The sequence below is a fragment of the Variovorax sp. R-27 genome (assembly GCF_049913215.1).
Lineage (GTDB): Bacteria > Pseudomonadota > Gammaproteobacteria > Burkholderiales > Burkholderiaceae_C > Variovorax.
Genome location: NZ_CP183984.1, coordinates 4285919 through 4302584 on the forward strand (window position 1 = coordinate 4285919; position 16666 = coordinate 4302584).

Below are 16666 nucleotides of genomic sequence, written 5' to 3' on the forward strand. Positions count from 1 at the left end.
GCCCGGCCAATAGCCCTCAAAGGCTGCGCCAGAAATCGATCAGCAGCTGTGTGAACTCCACCGGCCGTTCGACCGCGCTCAGGTGCGCGGCGTCGATGGTGGCCAGGCGCGCGCCTGGAATGGCACCCACCATGGCCTGCGACATGGCCATTGGCGTGGCCTCGTCCTGCAGTCCGCCGATCACCAGCGTGGGCACTGCAATGCGATGGTTGCTCTCGCGGAAATCGATGGCCGCGACGGCATTGCAGCTCTCGATGTAGCCCTGAGCATCGGTGCGCACCAGCACGTCGTGCAGCGTCTTCGCGGCGACTGCGCCTTCGGGCGTGCCCACGTAGGCCGGCGTGAGCCAGCGCGCCACGGCGCCAGGGGCGATGGCGGCCACACCCTTGGCAGCCACCGTCTCGGCGCGTGCACGCCAGGGGGCCTGGTCGGGGTAGTAAGCGGCCGAATTGGCGATCACCATCGTCTTCAGCAGCTCGGGGTGCCGCACCGCCAGCGCCTGCGCGGTCATGCCGCCCATCGACAGGCCGACGAAATGCACGGGCTCGCCGTCCGCCTCGCGCTGGATGAGTTCGGCCACGTCCTGTGCCAGCGTCTCGACGCGCAGCGCGCCGGGCACCACCTCCGACGCGCCGTGGTTGCGGTGGTCGTAGCGCAGCACCGTGTGGGCGCGCGAGAGCTGCGCGGCCACGCCGTCCCACATGCTCAGGTCGCAACCGAGCGCATGGCTGAGCACGACGATCGGGCCTTCGCCCTCGCGAACGACATTCAAACGGGTCATGGTGTGGTTTCCTTTTTCGGGTGTTGAAGACGCGGCAGCCAGAGGAACGCGATGGCCATCAGCACGCAGCCGGCCAGCAGCATCGGCACGACCATCGGCCAGGCGCCATTGGAAAAATCGGCATCGACAAATCTTGCGGCCAGTTGCCCCACGCAGAACGCGACCATCATCATGCCGAAGCCCGACCAGGACACGGCCCGGCCCGCCAGATGCGGCAGGTCGCCCACCGCGCCCGCCTGCCCGCAGGGCTGGTGGATGCCATGGCCGAGGCAGTACACGGCGTGGCCGAACAGCAGCGGCACGGCGCTCAGCGGCATCAGCCAGCAGCCGAGCGCCTGGATGACGGCGCCGGTCAGGCTCAATGAAGCACCGAGCCGCACGGTGCGCACCGGCCCGTAGCGCCGCAACAGCGTGCGGCACATGGTGGTGCTGAAGATGTAGACCAGTGAGCCGCCGGCCGGGATCCAGCCGTACCACGCGGGCGACCAGCCCAGATAGCCGATATAGACCATCGGCGACAGCAGCAGAAAGCAGAACAGCCCGCCGTAGGTCGTCGCTGCCACCGAGGCCCAGGCGCGGAAAGACCGGCTCGCGAACACCGCGCGCGTGCTGCCGCGCGGCGCGGCCGACTCACCCTCGCCCAGCATCGGCTTGCGCGTTTCGCCGAACGAGCGCCAGCACAGCGCGAACAGCAGCGAGGCATAGACCGCCATCGCGACCATCACCCAGCGCCAGCCCGCGCCCTGCACCAGCCACGCGCCGAGCAGCGGCGCCATCAGGCCGACCACGCCCAGCCCGGTGAGGCCGCGCGCCATGACGTGCGGGCCTTCGTGCGCGGGGTACAGGTCGCGCACCGCCGCGCGCGAGCACACGAGAATCGCCGCCATCGAAAAGCCCTGCAGCGTGCGCCAGCCCGCGAGCAACGCCACGCTACCTGCGAACGCGCCGCCCAGCGCGGCAATGGCGTAACAGCCGAGCCCCGCCAGCAGCACCGGCCTGCGACCGAAGCGATCGGCCAGCGGGCCGCACAGCAACTGCGCAAAGCCGAAGGCCAGCACGAACAGCGTGAGGCTGGTGCTGGCCGAACCGAGCTCCTTCGCAATGGCGGGAAGCGCGGGCAAATAACTGTCGGTGGCCACCGGCTGCGCCGCCAGCAGCAGCGGCAGCAGCAAGGTGAAAGTGACGTCGAACCGGCCCTTCTTGGGGGCGACCGGCGCGGTCACTGGGGCAGCGCAGGCAGCAGGCCTTTTTCGCGCAGGATGCCGGTCGCGATGCCGAAGGCGTGGTTGGCCACCGGCACGCCGCAGTAGATGGCGGCCATCATGATCACTTCCTTGATGTCGTCCGGCGTGAGGCGCGACTCGGGCGGACCGTCGAGCGCGGCACGCACGTGCATGGCGAACTCTTCATACGCATGGATGCCCAGCATCATCGACAGCACCATGTAGCGGCGCGTCTTGTCGCCCAGTGCGGGGCGGCCCCAGATGTCGTTCCACGCGTGGCGTGTGATGAGTTCCTGGAACTCGGCGTTGAAGCCGTTGCGGTTGGCGAGCGACTTGTCGACCCAGGCATCGCCGAGCACGCGGCGGCGGTTGATTAGGCCGGATTCGTAGCCTTCGGCGGGAGTTTCGGGGGCGGTCATTGGGCAAGTTCCTTGTCTGTGAGCCGGGCCTGCAGCGCCTTCACCTCGGCGAGGGCTGTCTGTCCGGCGTTGTGAGCGAGCGCGGGGTCGAACCATTCGTCGGCCGCGTCGCGTGGGAGTTCGGCGCGCAGCCGGTCGATGTTGGCGCGCATGCGCGCGGCGTCGACCTGCAGCCCGGGCAAGGCGCCCGCCATTGCGCGCACGCTGCCGTGCGCCGACATCAGCAGCTGCGGCCATTCGGCCAGTTCGGCCTGCCAGGCGCCGAGGGCACGTTCGTGCTGTTGCGGCATGGCGCCAAGCAATGCGGCCACGCGCTGCGGCGCACGGTGCGCGGCGGCGATGGCGACCATCGAAGCCACCGGGTTGCGCTTGTGTGGCATTGCCGACGAACCACCGCGGCCCGGCTCGCTGGGCTCCGCGACTTCAGCCACTTCGTACTGCCCGAGCAGCGCGATGTCGACCGCGATCTTGCCGAGGCTGCCGGTGATGAGGCCCAGCTCGCAGCCGAGCGCCACCCATTCGTCGCGCTGCGTGTGCCACGTTGCGCCGGGGTCGCCCAGGCCAAGCTCCTTGGCCATGCGCTTGCGCACGGCCGCGCCCTGCCCCTTCATCTGAGCCAGCGTACCGACGGCGCCGCCCAGCTGCAATTGCAGCGCGTGCTTCGCGGCATCGCGCAGCCGGATGCGGCTGCGCACCAGCGGCGCGGCCCAGCCCGCGCACTTGAAGCCGAAGCTGGTGACCGAGGCCGGCTGCATCAGCGTGCGCGCGAGCATCGGCGTTTCGGCGTGCGTGACGGCCAGGCGCAGCAGCGCGTCGGCGGCCTTGGCAAGATCGGTCTCGATGAGCGCGACCGCTTCGCGCGTGACCAGCGCCATTGCGCTGTCGATCACGTCCTGGCTGGTGCTGCCGAAGTGCACGAAGGGCGCGGCGTCGGCATTGAAGAGGCCGACGGCTTCGCGCAGCGCCTTCACCAGCGGAATCGCGACGCTGCCCGCGCGGCCGCTCTCGCGCACGATCTTGGCAACATCGAACAGCTCGACCTTGCAACTGCTGACGATCGAATGCGCAGCGCTCTCGGGGATCAGTCCTTCGGCAACCTGCGCGCGCGCGAGTGCCGCTTCGAAGCGCAGCATGGCGTCGACGAAGGCGCGGTCACTGAAGGCGCCAAGCGTTTCGGATGTGGAGAGGAAGCCTTCAAAAATACTCATGCGATGACCTGGCCTTTCAGTATTTCAATTGGGCCACGGCACGCAATTCCTCCGGGGAGGCTGTGCCGAATCCGAAGAACTCGAGGTAGGCAGGGATCATCTCGAACAGCATGTCGGTGCCAACCTGCACCTGGCAGCCCTTGGCCTTGGCGGCCTGCAGCAGCGGCGTGTATTCGGTCTTCATGACCACCTCGCCGACGAAAGTGCCGGGGTCGATGCGGTCCACATCGAAGGGCAGCGGGTCGCCCTCCTTCATGCCGAGCGGCGTGGCGTTGACGACCACGTCGTAGCCGGCCGGGTCTTTCGAGCCCGTGGCCACCTTCATTTGCGGATAGTGCTCGCGCAGCCGCGCGGCCAATGCGCCGGCCGAGGCCTCGCTCATGTCGAACAGCATCAGCTCGGCGGCTCCGGCGGCGGCAATCGATGCGGCAATGGCCGAGCCAACGCCACCCGTGCCCGACACCAGCACGCGCGTGCCCTTGAACAGGCGCCCCTTGCGCTCCACGCCGCGCACGAAGCCCGCACCGTCGAACTGGTCGCCCAGCAGCGTGCCGTCGGGCCGCTTGAGGATGGCGTTGCAGGCGCCCGCGACGCGCGCCGTGGGCGTCACCTCGTCGACCAGCGACATGGTCGTGACCTTGTGCGGCATGGTCACCAGCGCGCCGCGCAGGTTGCTGAACCTGAAGATCTGCGGCAGCGAGGCCGCGTAGTCCTCGGGCTTCACGCCCATCGGAACCACCACAGCGTCGATGCCGTGCTTGTCGAACCAGGGGTTGTAGATCATCGGGGCCTTGAAGGCCTCGGTGGGATAGCCGATGTGGGCGATGAGCGTGGTCTTGCCGGAAATCATGTCGGTTGTTTCTTTGAAAAATCGGGGCTCAGGCGACGCTGGGCGAGTGGTAGCGCAAGGGCTGCGCAATTTCGGCTTGCATGGCCGGTGGGTAGATGATTTCGCGCAGGAAGTCGGCGTCGGCCTGCATCGCGGCAGCCGCATCGAGATGGCCGAAGTAGCGAAAGTAGTGCGGCATCTGCTGGATGAGCATCTCGAAGCCCGCCTGTGCGTTGAGTCCGCGCGCTCGCGCTGCCTGCACCAGCGGCGTGGGCTGGTTGCGCAGAAGAATGTCGAACAGTGCCGCGTGGCCGTCCATGCGCGACACGTCGAGGGGCAACGCATCGCCTTCGACCAGCCCCAACTGCGTGGCGTTGATGACGAGGTCGTAGCCTTCGGGCGCGTTGCTGTCGGCCGAGACCACAGTCGCGTCGAAGAAGGCGTTGAGCTTGGCCGCCACACCGGCCGCCTTGCCTGCGGCGCTGTCGTAGAACGCGATGTACTCCGCGCCGTTCACCGTGCCGCCTTCGGCCAGCGCAACGCCGATGGCTGCGGCGCTCACGCCCGCGCCGAGGATCAGCACGCGCTTGCCGCGGAAGGGAATGTTGTAGTGGTCGAGCGCGCCGATCAGGCCTTCGCCGTCGAACAGGTCGCCTTCGAGCTGGTCGCCCTCGGTGCGGCGCACCACGTTGACCGAGCCGGCCACGCGGCCGAAGAGGCCGCAGCCGTCGAGCAGGTCGACCACCAGCGGCTTGTGCGGCGGCGCGATCACCATGCCGCGCACGTTGCGCGCGAGAAAGGCCGACTTGAAGAACACCGCGAAGTCGCGCACCGGCACCTGCATGGGCAGCAGCACGGCGTCGATGCCGAAGCGCTCGAAGGCGGCGTTGAACATGCGGGGCAGCCGCACATTGCGAACCGGGTCGCCGGGGATCAGGTAAGCCTGGGTACTGCCGCGGATGGAATGGCTCATGTGCGTGCTTCCGTTCGTCAATCGCTCTTTTCGAGGGCGGATGCCGAGCTTTATAGTCGCTTCGCCTGAATCACGCAGCCATTGGCACCAATAATCGTGCGATTATCGAACTCAAAAAATCACTGATCGTTCAATTCAAGGGTTTTCACTGTCATCAAATGCAAACTCCGAACCCATCCACGCAGGCACACTTCCGCCCATGAGCAAGGACAGCAAGGACGACCCGGCGCCGCCGCCCGGCCTGGACAAGCGCGACTGGATCGCCGGCCTGGAGCGTGGCGTGAGCATCATCGAAGCCTTCGACGACGCCAACCCGCGCCTGACCGCCAGCCAGGCCGGCCAGCGCACGAACATGACCCGCACCGCCGCGCGGCGCTATCTGCTGACCTTGCAGCACATGGGCTATGTGGCGAGCGACGGCAAGCTGTTCTGGCTCACGCCGCGCGTGCTGCGCCTGGGCCAGTCGTACCTGGAATCGGCCCGGCTGCCGCGTGTGGTGCAGCCCTTTCTGCAGCGGGTGGCGGCGGGCACCAACGAGATCGCCTACCTCAGCGTGATGGACGGCGACGAGGTGGTCTACATAGCGCGCAACGGCCCCAACCGCAGCATGAGCACCGGCTACGTGCTCGGCGCGCGCGTGCCGGCGCAGGTCACGGCCTCGGGCATGCTGATGCTGGCGCTGCGCAGCGACGCCGAGCTGAACGAATGGCTGACGACACGGCAGCTGACGGTTTTCACTTCGCACACCATCGCGAGTATGGAACGCATGAAGCTCGAACTCGCGCGCATTCGGGCACAAGGCTGGGCGCTGTCCGAGCAGCAGCTCGACCTGAATTCACGCGGCATCGCGGTGCCGCTGCGCGACCGGCACGGCACGCTGGTGGGGGCGCTGAACATCACGATGCCGATGGGGCACGAGAGCTCGGAAGATGCGGTGGCGCGAGTGCTGCCGGTGCTGCGTGAGACGGCGCAGGCGATGCGCAATCTGATCTGAGAAGCGCCATGACCGTAAACGCCTCGGGTTCTTCGAGCCAGACGACATTGCCCGACTGGGCGGCGCAGTCGGAGCCCGTGGAAGACGTGCACATCGACATTGCATTCATCGTCGAGCACTCGTTCTACTACGGCCCGTCGTCGCGCATCTCGCCTGAACAATGGGCGAACCTGTGCGAACCGCTGTACCAGCCGGCAATTCCGGGCGCGGCACAAGGCTTCGTGCTGTCGGCCGACTGCGTCGGCCACGAGGACGAGCTCGGCAGTCACTACCGCGACCTGCTGGCCAAGGCCGCGCGTCACGGCAAGGACCCGGCCGAAGGCCCCCACTTCTGGAACAGGCCGGTAGTCCATGCGCCCGGCCGCTTCCTCCTGAGCTTCCCATGGCACGACCGCTTCAGCGAGGGCCGAGCCTTCATCGAATCGCTGACCAGAGGCACACCCGGCGAAGTCTTCTCCGATTACGAGCAGGGCTGGTTCCTCGACCTGCGGCTGCACGACGGCACGCTGTACCTGCGCGATGACGACCCCGACGAAGGCAAGACCTTCCACAACCTGCGCTTCGCATACGCTCCAGTGCGCGCGCAGGTCGAAATCGTGCTGGCGCGCGTGGAAACCTTGATTGCCCGGCTCGCGGGCGAATTCGGTCGGGATTACTGGACGAACCGCAACTGACAGCTTTCCGACAGCATCGACCGGGCAGGATGCGCGCTTTCAATCCAAAAGCGCTGGAGACACAAGCACCATGTCCGATCTCTTTTCCCCTGACGACGCCCACAGCCTGAGCCGCCGCCACTGGCTGCAAGCCGGCGGCGCTCTCACCCTCGGCGGCCTGCTGCCTTCGCTGGCCTCCGCACAAGACACCTGGCCAAGCAAGTCGATCCGCTTCGTCGTGCCCTTCGCCCCTGGCGGTAGCTCCGAAATCGTCGCGCGCTCGACCGCCGCCGAACTCTCGCGCACGCTGGGCCAGAGCGTTTTCGTCGACAACAAGCCCGGTGCGGCCGGCAACATCGCGATGAGCGAAGTGGCGCGCAGCACCGACCAGCACACGATCATCCTCGGCCACATCGGCACGCTGGCGGTCAACCCGTACATCTTCGCCAAGCTGCCCTACGACGCGAACAAGGACTTCAAGCCCGTGAGCCTGCTGGCCAAGGTGCCCAGCCTCTACGTGGTGCACCCCGACGTGCCGGCGAAGAACCTCAAGGAGTTCATCGCATACGCCAAGTCGAAGCCGGGCAAGCTCAGCTACGGTTCGGCGGGCAATGGCAGCGCGGGCCATCTGGCCTTCGAGTACCTGAAGATGACAGCCGACGTGTTCATGCTGCACGTGCCCTACCGCGGCACCGGCCCGATGGTGACCGACCTGCTCTCGGGCCGGCTCGACGCATCGGCCATCGGCGCGGCGGCGATCATTCCGTTCATCAAGGCGGGCAAGGTGCGCTGCATCGCGACCGGATCGGCCAAGCGCCTGCCCCAGCTGCCCGACGTGCCGACCGTGGCCGAGCAAGGCTTCCCGGGCTTCGAGATGACTCAGTGGTACGGCATGCTCGCGCCGGCCAACATCACGCCAGCCAACCTGGCCAAGCTCTCGGCCGAGACGATGAAGGCCGTGAAGTCGCCCGACTCCATGCAGCGCCTGACCGCCGATGCGGCCGAAGCCATCGGCGGCACGCCAGAGCAGTTCGCGCAGTTCATCGCTGCCGAGCAAACCCGCTGGCAAAAGGTCATCGCAAGGGCAAACATCAAGCCCGACTGAGCAGCACAGGCCCTAGCATCGGCGCCATGCGCATCCTGCTGGCGGAAGACGAACACACCCTGGGCACCTGGCTCTGCAAGGCGCTGGAGCATGCGGGCATCCAGGTCGAATGGGTGGACGACGGGCGCCTGGCCGACCGGGCGCTGCAGCAGCGCGACCACGATGCGCTGGTGCTCGACCTGGGCCTGCCCGGGCTCGACGGGCACACGGTGCTGCAACGGCTGCGCGAGCGCGACCAACGGCTGCCGGCGCTGATCCTCACGGCGCGCGACTCGCTGAACGAGCGCGTGGCTTCGCTCAACGCGGGCGCCGACGACTTCCTCGCCAAGCCCTTCGCGCTGGCCGAGCTCGAAGCGCGCCTGCACGCGCTGGTGCGGCGCGCGCGTGGCGTAGAGCATCCGCGGCTGGCCTGCGGCCCGCTGGTGTACGACGGCGCGCGCCGGCACTTCACGCTGAACGGCGAGGCGCTGGCGCTCTCGCCGCGCGAACTGGCGGTGCTGCGCGTGCTGGTGCAGCGCAGCGGCGAGCCGCTGTCGAAGCAGCAGATCCTCGAGCGCGTGTTCTCCGACGACGAAGAGGTGCACCCGGAGGCGGTCGAAGTCTTCGTCTACCGGCTGCGCAAGCGACTCGACGGCACCGGGGTTCGCATCGTCACGCTGCGCGGGCTCGGCTATGTACTGGAAGCAGACTGAGTGAGCGGCCTGCGTGAACGCCTGCGCCGTGCCAGCCTGTGGCAGCGGCTCGCGCTGCTGCTCTTCCCCGCCCTGCTGGTCGTGACTGGCCTGGAACTGTGGATGACGCGGCACGACGCGCTGGCCGCGGCCAACGCGGCCTACGACCGCTCGCTGCTGGGCGCGCTCAAGTCCATCGACGCCAACATCTCGACCGCCTCGGGCGGCCTGTCGGTCGAGCTGCCGTACACGATGTTCGAGTTCTTCGAGCTGACGGCGAGCGGCCAGGTGTTCTTTCGTGTGTCCACGTCTGACGGACTGGTGGAGCTCGGCAGCGCCGACCTGCCCGCGCCGCCCACCGAACTGGCGATGGGCGTGCCGGCCTTCTATGACGCCACCTACTTCGGCGAGGCGGTGCGGCTCGCGGCCTACCGCCGCGATCTCGACCGTGCGCCGGCCGGCAGCACCGGGCGCAGCGTGCTGATCCAGGTTGGAGAAAGCACGCGCTCGCGGCAGGAGTTCAGCGCGCGCTTCGTGCGCAGCGCGGCGTTGCGCGACGGGCTGGTGCTGGCAATGCTGTTGTGCGGCACCGCCCTGGCGCTCGCGGCGGCGCTGAGGCCGCTCTCGCGGCTGGCGCGCGAGGTGGGCTCACGCACGCCCGACGACCTCACACGCATCGCCGAGACCGACCTGCCTGCCGAGGTGCGCCCGCTGGTGACCGCAGTCAACCAGCAGATGTCGCGCACGCAAGACCTCGTGACGCAGCAGCGCCAGTTTCTGGACGACGCCTCGCACCAGCTGCGCACCCACCTCACCACGCTGCAGATGCAGGCCGACTACGCACGGCGCGAACAAGACCCGGCGCAAGTACAGGTGGCGCTCGACGCGCTGGGCACCGAGATCGGCCGCGCGACGCGCAGCGCGCAGCAGCTGCTGGCGCTGGGCCGCAGCGACACGGTGTCGGTGGAGCCCGCCGAGTTCGACCTTGCGGCGCTGCTGCGCGAAGTGGCGGTCGACCTGCTGCCGCTGGCACGCGCCAAGCGCATCGACCTGGGCATTCATTCGCCCACGCCGGAGTTCCTTGCCGTGGCAGACCGGGGGCTGATGCGTGAGGCGCTGGGCAACCTGGTGAGCAACGCGATCACCTACACGCCGGCCGAAGGCACGATCACGCTCTTTGCCGCGGGCGACGCGGCGGGCTGGAGCCTCAACGTCGAGGACAACGGGCCCGGTCTCAGCGACGAAGAGCGCGCCGCGTTGGGCCAGCGCTTCCGGCGCGGCGCGCGCGCCGGCAAGGGCGGCTTCGGGCTCGGGCTGGCCATTGCGCGCTCCATTGCGCAGCGGCACCGGGGCGAACTGCGACTTGAGGCGCGCGAGGCCGGCCCGGGGCTGCATGCGATCATCTGGTGGCCTCGCCCGGCCGCCACCTGACGGCCCCATTTCCATGTCCACGCCCCCCACCCGCCGCCATGCACTTCGCGCGTTGTGCGCGTTGCTGATGCCTTTCAGCGTGCGCGCAATGGCCGCCGCGAACGACCCCTCCGAAAATGCCGCCGACTGCGTGATCCCCGCCAAGGCCGGCGGCGGCTTCGCGCTGACCTGCGCACTGGCGCGCGATGCGCTTCAGGCCGTGCGACCCGTGCGCCCGCCGCTCACCCAGCGCTACCTGCCGGGCGGCATCGGCGCCGTAGCCTTCGACCGTGTCGCCACAGGCAAGCTCGGTGGCCCGGGCACGCTGGTGGCGTTTTCCAGCGGCTCGCTGCTCAACCTCGCGCAAGGCCGCTTCGGTCCGCATTCGCCCTCGGCTGTGCGCTGGATCGCCACGCTGGGCACCGACTACGGCGTGATCGCGGTGCATCGCGACTCGCCCTACAAGCGCCTGCAAGATCTGGTCGCCGCGCTGCGGCAAGACCCGTCGCGCATCGCCTTCGGCGCGGGCGGCACTGTGGGCAGCCAGGACTGGGTAAAGGCCGCACTGCTGGTGCGCTCGGCGGGGCGCGATCACAAGGCCATGCGCTTCGTTTCTTTCGAAGGTGGCGGGGATGCGCTGAGCGCATTGCAGGGCAAGCATGTCGACGTGTTCCCCGGCGATGCAGCCGAAGCCCTGCAGGCCATTGCGGGCGGCGCGGCGGTGCGACTGCTCGCGGTGCTGTCGGAGAACCGGCTTGGCGGCGCGCTCACCGGCGTGCCGACCGCGCGCGAGCAAGGCATCGACCTGGTGTGGCCGACCGTGCGCGGCCTGTACCTGAGCGCTGACGTGCCTGAAGCCGCGGTACGCGCATGGGTCGCGGCCTTCGGCGAAGCGAGTGCCGCGCCCGGCTACGCCGCGTTGCGCGAGCAGCACGGCCTGTACCCCTTCGCGCTCACCGGCGCAGCGTTAGACGACTACGTGCAGGCGCAGATCAAGGCCTACCGCCGGCTGGCGGACGAACTGGGACTGCGGCGCTGGCCCTCCTGATGAACGCAGGCAAGATCGCGCTCATGACCGAAGACGCCATCACCCAACACATCATCGACATGCTGGCCGGCGGCCACTTTCAGATCGCCGACGACAACACCTTCTTCTTTCACGACGGGGACAACAAGTTTCCTTTCGCCACGATCGTGACGAAGGACAACGACTTCGACAGCGCCTCGCAGCTGAACCGCCCGGGCGTGTTTCGCCTGAGCATAGGCGTGGGCAAAGAGACCTTTCGCGCGCTGTTCGGCGAAGTGCCCGCTACCGCCGACCACGCCGCGCTCGACACGCTGATGCCGCACCCGGTGTATGCGAAGATGTACTGGGTCAGCGTGATCAATCCGAGTGCGAAGACCTTCGAGACGGTGAAGCCGCTGATCGCCGAGGCATTGAGCCTCGCGCGCTCGCGTAAAGCAGGTTAGGCCGCCTTCAAAAACACATCGTGGTCCGGCGCGAAGTTGGCGTGCAGCGGCAGCATCGCGCCGCCCAGCGCACAAGCCTGCGCCCCCGCCTTGCCGCCATGCAGCCGCGGCTGCCACAGGCCTTCCCAGTTGCACCGGTCCAGCGCGGCGCGGGTCTGGTCCAGCAGCGCCTGCAGTAGCGGGCGCGACATCGAACCATCCACCACCACATCCGGCAGATCGAGCATGGCCGTGCCGCTCACGATGGCATGTGCCAGCGCCTGCGATGCGCTTTCCAGCCAGGCTTGCGTCATCGCGGCATAGGGCGGCTGCAAAGCGCGGTCGTCATACGCGGCCATGGCGTCGAGGCCTTCGCCGATCAGGCGCTGCTCCAGCTCCCAGAGCGACGCTTGCGCAACCAGCTGGGGCGGCAGTGCACCGCGACTACCCGGCGGCTGCATCGGCAGCGAAGCGAGCGCGCCCGCATTGCCGTGCGCACCGGTGTGCAGATGCGAGTTGATGACCAGCCCGCCCCCCACGAAGGTGTCGACGAAGATGTACAGGAAGCTCTTGAGGTCGTGCCCCCGCCCGCCCACCAGCTCGGCCACGCAGGCGGCCACTGTGTCGCGCGCGAAGCTCACCGGCACGTCGGTGCGCGCGCGCACCTCGGCGGCCAGGTCCATCTGGTTCCACAGGTCGGACTGCGCTTTCGACAGGCCCAGCGTGCGGTGCCAGCCGCCGAGCTGGAACGGTGCGGCCAGCCCGGCCCCAACGTTGCGCGCCGCCAGCGGCCCCAGCCCGTCGCGCAGCCGGTGGATGTGCTGCGCGATGGCGGGCAACAGCTCGTCCACATCGGGAAAGTCGTAGCTGATGGCATGGCGCTCGCGCACCTGCGTGGTGAAGTCGATCAGCAGCCATTCGGCGCCGCGCCGGCCCACCTTGATGCCGATGGCAAAGGCGCCGTCCGGGTTCAGCGCCAGCGGCACCGAAGGCTGCCCGATGCGCCCGCGCACGCGGCTTTGCTTGACGATGAGACCGTCTTCTTCCAGCCGCGCGGTGATGAGCCCGATGGTCTGCGCGCTGAGCCCGGTCAGCCGAGCGAGGTCGGCCTTGGGCAGGCTGGTGTGAACGCGCAATGCCTGCAGCACCGTGCGTTCGTTGAACTGGCGCATGCCGACCTGGTTGGAGCCACGGGGCCGCAACAGGTCGGGCGTGCGCGCAGGTGCATCTGCATCAGGCATGCGCCTCCGCGGGCAACTGGTCGGCCGTCATGGCGCCGGTCATCACGGCGACGGTGTCGCTCATGCTGATCTTCTTCGGGTCGAGCACCGCCGCGCGCTTGCCTAGACGCGCCACGTGGATGCGGTCGGCCACCTCGAACACGTGCGGCATGTTGTGGCTGATGAGCACCACGGGCAGGCCGCGATCGCGCACGCGGCGAATCAGCTCCAGCACCATGTTGCCCTCCTTCACGCCCAGCGCGGCAGTGGGCTCGTCCATGATGACCACGTGCCGCGCGAAGGCCGCGCTGCGCGCCACGGCCACGCACTGGCGCTGGCCGCCCGAGAGCGTTTCGACCGCCTGCGTCATCGACTGGATGCCGACTTTCAGATCCGCCATGCGGGCCGTGCTTTCGAGCAGCATCTGCTTCTTGTCGAGCATGCGCAGCACGCTGCCCAGGAAGCCGGGGCGACGCAGCTCGCGGCCGAGGAACAGGTTCTCGTAGATGGTCATGGCCGGGGCCACGGCCAGGTCTTGATAAACCGTTTCGATGCCGGCGCGGCGCGCATCCAGCGGATTGCGAAAGTGCACCGGCTGGCCGTCGAGCAGGATCTGGCCCTCGTCGGGCACAACCGCACCCGACAGCGCCTTGATGAGCGACGACTTGCCCGCGCCGTTGTCGCCGATCACCGCGAGGATCTCTCCTTCGCGCAGTTCGAAGTCGACGCCGTCGAGCGCCGTGACCTGGCCATAGCGCTTCACCAGGCCCTTGGCCTGCATGACGATCTTGGGGTTGGTGACGGTGTTCATCAGCGGGCTCCCCGGCGCGAGAGTTGATCGGCTGCCACCGCAAGAATCACGAGCACGCCAGTCACCAGCACCTGGTAGATCGACGACACGCCCATCAGCGTGAGCCCGTTGCGGAACACGCCCACGATGAGCACGCCAATCAACGAACCCAGCACGATGCCGCGCCCACCGAACAGGCTGGTGCCGCCGAGCACCACCGCCGTGATGGCGTCGAGGTTCTCGGTCTGCCCCGCGTTCGGGTCGCCCACGCCGGTGCGCGCCACCGACAGCAGCGAGGCGATGCCGTACAGCACGCCCGCCGCCACGTACACGCCCAGCAACACACGCTGCGTCGGAATGCCGACCAGCCGCGTGGCCTCCGCGTTGTTGCCCACCGCATAGATGTGCCGGCCCGCCGCCGTCTCGCGCAGCACGAACCACGTGAGCGCATAGAGCACCACCATCAGCACCGAACCCCACGCCACCTCGGCATTGCCGATGGTGAAGGTGGTGCCCAGGCCCGTGAGGCCGCCGGGCAGGTCGGTGATGGTCTGCGACGACGAGTACAGCTGCGTGATCGCGAAGGCGATGTTCAGCGTGCCCAGCGTCACGATGAAAGGCGGCAGCTTGATGCGCGTGACCAGCAGGCCGTTGAGCAGGCCGAACAGCGTCGTCACGCCGATGCCGCACAGAATGGCCACCGGCACGGGCAGCCCGAGTTCGGTGGCGAACTTGCTCATGATGATGCTGCCCAACGCCATCACCATGCCGCACGACAGGTCGATGCCCGCCGTGAGGATCACCAGCGTCTGGCCGATGGCGATCACGCCGACCACCATCACCTGCTGCAGGATCAGCGAGAGATTCCCGCCCGTGAGAAAACGGTCTGACTGGGTTGCAAAGAAGATGCACGCGCCAAGAAGGGCCAGCCACGGCCCCAAGGCGCCCCACGGAATGTGGTGCGTCGCAGATTTCGCCATCGAGATACTCCCTGGGGGCTGTCAGCTATTTACTTCTTGCCCCAGCACAGCTCGGCGCCGGTCTTCGTGTCCTTGCTGTCGACGCCCGCCACGCTCTTGCCCGCGATCAGCGTCACGCCCGTGTCGACATAGCCCGAGGCCTTCTTGCCCGTCTTGGCAAATTCGACGCCCGCGGCGACGCCCATCGCGGCCATCTTCAGCGGGTACTGCTGCGAGGTCGCGGCAATGATGCCGGCGTTGGTGTCCTTGATGCCTTGGCAGCCGCCGTCGACCGAGACGATCAGCACGCCCTTCTCCTTGCCTGCGCGCTTCAGCGCGTTGTAGGCACCGGCCGCGGCGGGCTCGTTGATCGTGTAGACCAGGTTCACATCAGGCGCCTTCTGCAGGCAGTTTTCCATCGCCGTCTGTGCCTTGGCCTGATCGCCATAGCTGTCCGCCATGCAGACGATCTCGGGCGCCTTTGACAGCTCGTTCGACTTCGCCTCGTTGGCCGGCAGCCCGAAGCCCTTCATGAAGCCGTTGTGGCGCTGCGCACCCACCGGGTGACCCGGCAACAGGTCGAGCGCGATGATCTTCGCGGGCTTGCCGGCCATCGCGGCCTTGGCGTATTCGCCGATCAGCACGCCGGCCGTGTAGTTGTTGGTGGCGAAGAGCGCGTCGGTCGCGTCCGGCGGATCGGCCGGGCTGTCGAGCGCGATCACCATCACGCCCTTGTCGCGCGCCTTCTTGATCGCCGGCACGATGGCCTTGGCATCGCTCGGCGTGATGAGGATGGTCTTGGCGCCGGCCGCGATCATGTTTTCCATCGCGGTGATCTGACCCGCGTTGTCGCCGTCGGCCTTGCCCGCGCCGGAGAGCAGCTTGGCACCCTGCTTCTTGGCTTCTTCCTGCGCGCCTTCCTTCATCTTGACGAAGAAGGGGTTGGTTTCGGTCTTGGTGACCAGGCCGATGATGGGCTGGTCTGCGGCGAAGGCGGTGGACGATGCGGTTGCTGCGGCGAGGGACAGGGCCGCCATGGCCAGGATGGAGCGGGAGGTGCTGTGCATGGTTTGTCTCCTTGGGCGGGCGGCGAGGCGCCTGCGGTCTTTGGATCCGGATCGCTCGGGCCTTGAAGGCTCGGTATCCGGGCGCAGGGGGACTATCGGGCAGGAGAAGGACTAAATCAAGCTGATTTAGTTATCGGAAACCCGAGGTTGAGTGCCTCACTCACGGCTAGGGGCAGAGGGTTTGCATTCATCTGCACGCCCATATCAACCGGGAAGCTTCTCGAACGCTCTGCCGAAAAGAATATTGGCCAATGCTTCTTCCACAGTTTTCCCTATCCTGCAGAAGTAGTCGTCGTACCCGCCATAAAAACCTCCCTGGGTCCCGATGAGAAATGTGAGATGTCCTGAATAACCTTGCCCGACGGGAATCAGAATTTCTTTCGCAAGCCCCTCGTACTTATCAACCGCCCAAGCCCGATCAAATCGCCGCGTTGCGACAGACGGATCGAAATGGCTTTCGTCAGGAGCGTCGCTGCCATATCCGCGATGCGCTAGGTGAATCCCGCCGAAGGAGCGAGCGAATTCCAGTGCATGCGGGAATACGGTATAGCCGTCTTTACGCCAATTCAGTAGATATAGATCTGTTTTGACATTTCGCTGCGAGTGCCATCCAGCCCGCCTCAAAAGAGAAAGAGATTTTTCGTCAAAGCAAAATTTCATCGGAGTCGCCATACTCGAATAGTCGAGGCACAAAGCCCGCTTACGACATTCATCAATTCTAATATTTTTTCCTCAATGGGTACCGTCTCAGCCCGCACGCGCAACCTCTCGAGGCAATGCATCATTTCTTCCAATGAGGTGCCTTGCTCCCTATATCGGCGAAGCTGGTCATGCAGCCCGACAAAATTAGCATCACCCGAAATTTTCTCCAAGATTTGATAACCAACCACGGGGTTTTTCAGAGAGTATTTCCGA

At 67.2% G+C, this 16666-nt stretch carries 18 protein-coding genes; 7 read left to right on the forward strand and 11 right to left on the reverse strand.

The window, feature by feature from the left end:
- Window positions 1-16 precede the first annotated feature (16 nt).
- From ACN9MV_RS20135 to ACN9MV_RS20160, 6 genes are read right to left on the reverse strand one after another with little or no spacing between them, the layout of a single operon-like run.
- Window positions 17-781 carry an alpha/beta fold hydrolase gene (locus tag ACN9MV_RS20135; protein ID WP_426389162.1) on the reverse strand — a complete coding sequence of 255 codons (765 nt, stop codon included), beginning with the start codon at window positions 779-781 and terminating at the stop codon, window positions 17-19.
- A complete protein-coding gene (locus ACN9MV_RS20140; RefSeq protein WP_426389164.1) occupies window positions 778-2004 on the reverse strand; it encodes a multidrug effflux MFS transporter in 1227 nt (408 codons plus the stop codon). Before ACN9MV_RS20140 ends, ACN9MV_RS20135 begins: the two co-directional genes overlap by 4 nt.
- Entirely contained in the window at window positions 2001-2423 is a 423-nt protein-coding gene (locus tag ACN9MV_RS20145) for a carboxymuconolactone decarboxylase family protein (RefSeq protein ID WP_093179491.1), read from the reverse strand. Before ACN9MV_RS20145 ends, ACN9MV_RS20140 begins: the two co-directional genes overlap by 4 nt.
- Window positions 2420-3631 (reverse strand): 3-carboxy-cis,cis-muconate cycloisomerase, encoded by a 1212-nt coding sequence (gene pcaB, locus ACN9MV_RS20150; RefSeq protein WP_093050537.1) that lies wholly within the window; start codon window positions 3629-3631, stop codon window positions 2420-2422. The genes ACN9MV_RS20145 and pcaB overlap by 4 nt, the downstream gene beginning before the upstream one ends.
- Window positions 3632-3647: 16 nt before the next feature.
- On the reverse strand, window positions 3648-4481 hold the full coding sequence (locus ACN9MV_RS20155; protein WP_093179494.1) for a shikimate dehydrogenase family protein: 834 nt from the start codon (window positions 4479-4481) through the stop codon (window positions 3648-3650).
- Window positions 4482-4509: 28 nt separating this feature from the next.
- Window positions 4510-5433, reverse strand: a complete 924-nt coding sequence (locus tag ACN9MV_RS20160; protein WP_093179496.1) for a shikimate dehydrogenase family protein — start codon at window positions 5431-5433, stop codon at window positions 4510-4512.
- A gap of 199 nt (window positions 5434-5632) precedes the next feature.
- Here ACN9MV_RS20160 and ACN9MV_RS20165 point away from each other — a divergent pair, with 199 nt between their 5' ends.
- From ACN9MV_RS20165 to ACN9MV_RS20195, 7 genes are all read left to right on the forward strand, one after another.
- Window positions 5633-6427, forward strand: coding sequence for an IclR family transcriptional regulator domain-containing protein (locus ACN9MV_RS20165; RefSeq protein ID WP_093050543.1), 795 nt, complete (start codon window positions 5633-5635; stop codon window positions 6425-6427).
- 8 nt (window positions 6428-6435) lie between these two features.
- Entirely contained in the window at window positions 6436-7101 is a 666-nt protein-coding gene (locus ACN9MV_RS20170) for a hypothetical protein (RefSeq protein ID WP_426389166.1), read from the forward strand.
- A gap of 70 nt (window positions 7102-7171) precedes the next feature.
- The gene (locus tag ACN9MV_RS20175) at window positions 7172-8185 is read left to right on the forward strand and encodes a Bug family tripartite tricarboxylate transporter substrate binding protein (protein ID WP_093050548.1); all 1014 of its coding nucleotides are present in this window, start codon (window positions 7172-7174) and stop codon (window positions 8183-8185) included.
- Between the two features lie 26 nt (window positions 8186-8211).
- On the forward strand, window positions 8212-8877 hold the full coding sequence (locus tag ACN9MV_RS20180) for a response regulator (protein ID WP_093050550.1): 666 nt from the start codon (window positions 8212-8214) through the stop codon (window positions 8875-8877).
- Window positions 8878-10287 carry a sensor histidine kinase gene (locus tag ACN9MV_RS20185; protein ID WP_426389167.1) on the forward strand — a complete coding sequence of 470 codons (1410 nt, stop codon included), beginning with the start codon at window positions 8878-8880 and terminating at the stop codon, window positions 10285-10287.
- A 13-nt stretch (window positions 10288-10300) separates the two neighbouring features.
- Window positions 10301-11314, forward strand: coding sequence for a Bug family tripartite tricarboxylate transporter substrate binding protein (locus ACN9MV_RS20190; protein ID WP_426389168.1), 1014 nt, complete (start codon window positions 10301-10303; stop codon window positions 11312-11314).
- Window positions 11314-11736: a DUF6194 family protein gene (locus tag ACN9MV_RS20195; protein ID WP_426389170.1), complete on the forward strand. Its 423-nt coding sequence runs from the start codon at window positions 11314-11316 to the stop codon at window positions 11734-11736. The genes ACN9MV_RS20190 and ACN9MV_RS20195 overlap by 1 nt, the downstream gene beginning before the upstream one ends.
- On the opposite strand, the gene ACN9MV_RS20200 is transcribed toward ACN9MV_RS20195, so the two are convergent.
- The 5 genes from ACN9MV_RS20200 to ACN9MV_RS20220 form a co-directional block, all read right to left on the reverse strand.
- Window positions 11733-12956: an ROK family protein gene (locus ACN9MV_RS20200; protein ID WP_426389172.1), complete on the reverse strand. Its 1224-nt coding sequence runs from the start codon at window positions 12954-12956 to the stop codon at window positions 11733-11735. The genes ACN9MV_RS20195 and ACN9MV_RS20200 overlap by 4 nt on opposite strands.
- Complete coding sequence (locus tag ACN9MV_RS20205) at window positions 12949-13746, reverse strand: ATP-binding cassette domain-containing protein (protein WP_093050559.1); 798 nt, start codon at window positions 13744-13746, stop codon at window positions 12949-12951. The genes ACN9MV_RS20200 and ACN9MV_RS20205 overlap by 8 nt, the downstream gene beginning before the upstream one ends.
- On the reverse strand, window positions 13746-14705 hold the full coding sequence (locus ACN9MV_RS20210; RefSeq protein ID WP_093050562.1) for an ABC transporter permease: 960 nt from the start codon (window positions 14703-14705) through the stop codon (window positions 13746-13748). The genes ACN9MV_RS20205 and ACN9MV_RS20210 overlap by 1 nt, the downstream gene beginning before the upstream one ends.
- A gap of 29 nt (window positions 14706-14734) precedes the next feature.
- Window positions 14735-15751, reverse strand: coding sequence for a sugar ABC transporter substrate-binding protein (locus ACN9MV_RS20215; protein WP_426389174.1), 1017 nt, complete (start codon window positions 15749-15751; stop codon window positions 14735-14737).
- Between the two features lie 204 nt (window positions 15752-15955).
- A complete protein-coding gene (locus ACN9MV_RS20220) occupies window positions 15956-16411 on the reverse strand; it encodes an SUKH-3 domain-containing protein (RefSeq protein ID WP_426389175.1) in 456 nt (151 codons plus the stop codon).
- Window positions 16412-16666: the final 255 nt, after the last annotated feature.

Excerpts from the sequence above, each read along its gene's own strand:
- ACN9MV_RS20135 (WP_426389162.1), bottom strand. The coding sequence starts at position 781 with ATGACCCGTTTGAATGTCGTTCGCGAGGGCGAAGGCCCGATCGTCGTG.
- ACN9MV_RS20145 (WP_093179491.1), bottom strand. The coding sequence starts at position 2,423 with ATGACCGCCCCCGAAACTCCCGCCGAAGGCTACGAATCCGGCCTAATC.
- pcaB (WP_093050537.1), bottom strand. The coding sequence starts at position 3,631 with ATGAGTATTTTTGAAGGCTTCCTCTCCACATCCGAAACGCTTGGCGCC.
- ACN9MV_RS20155 (WP_093179494.1), bottom strand. The coding sequence starts at position 4,481 with ATGATTTCCGGCAAGACCACGCTCATCGCCCACATCGGCTATCCCACC.
- ACN9MV_RS20160 (WP_093179496.1), bottom strand. The coding sequence starts at position 5,433 with ATGAGCCATTCCATCCGCGGCAGTACCCAGGCTTACCTGATCCCCGGC.
- ACN9MV_RS20165 (WP_093050543.1), top strand. The coding sequence starts at position 5,633 with ATGAGCAAGGACAGCAAGGACGACCCGGCGCCGCCGCCCGGCCTGGAC.
- ACN9MV_RS20170 (WP_426389166.1), top strand. The coding sequence starts at position 6,436 with ATGACCGTAAACGCCTCGGGTTCTTCGAGCCAGACGACATTGCCCGAC.
- ACN9MV_RS20175 (WP_093050548.1), top strand. The coding sequence starts at position 7,172 with ATGTCCGATCTCTTTTCCCCTGACGACGCCCACAGCCTGAGCCGCCGC.
- ACN9MV_RS20180 (WP_093050550.1), top strand. The coding sequence starts at position 8,212 with ATGCGCATCCTGCTGGCGGAAGACGAACACACCCTGGGCACCTGGCTC.
- ACN9MV_RS20190 (WP_426389168.1), top strand. The coding sequence starts at position 10,301 with ATGTCCACGCCCCCCACCCGCCGCCATGCACTTCGCGCGTTGTGCGCG.
- ACN9MV_RS20195 (WP_426389170.1), top strand. The coding sequence starts at position 11,314 with ATGAACGCAGGCAAGATCGCGCTCATGACCGAAGACGCCATCACCCAA.
- ACN9MV_RS20200 (WP_426389172.1), bottom strand. The coding sequence starts at position 12,956 with ATGCCTGATGCAGATGCACCTGCGCGCACGCCCGACCTGTTGCGGCCC.
- ACN9MV_RS20205 (WP_093050559.1), bottom strand. The coding sequence starts at position 13,746 with ATGAACACCGTCACCAACCCCAAGATCGTCATGCAGGCCAAGGGCCTG.
- ACN9MV_RS20210 (WP_093050562.1), bottom strand. The coding sequence starts at position 14,705 with ATGGCGAAATCTGCGACGCACCACATTCCGTGGGGCGCCTTGGGGCCG.
- ACN9MV_RS20215 (WP_426389174.1), bottom strand. The coding sequence starts at position 15,751 with ATGCACAGCACCTCCCGCTCCATCCTGGCCATGGCGGCCCTGTCCCTC.
- ACN9MV_RS20220 (WP_426389175.1), bottom strand. The coding sequence starts at position 16,411 with ATGAAATTTTGCTTTGACGAAAAATCTCTTTCTCTTTTGAGGCGGGCT.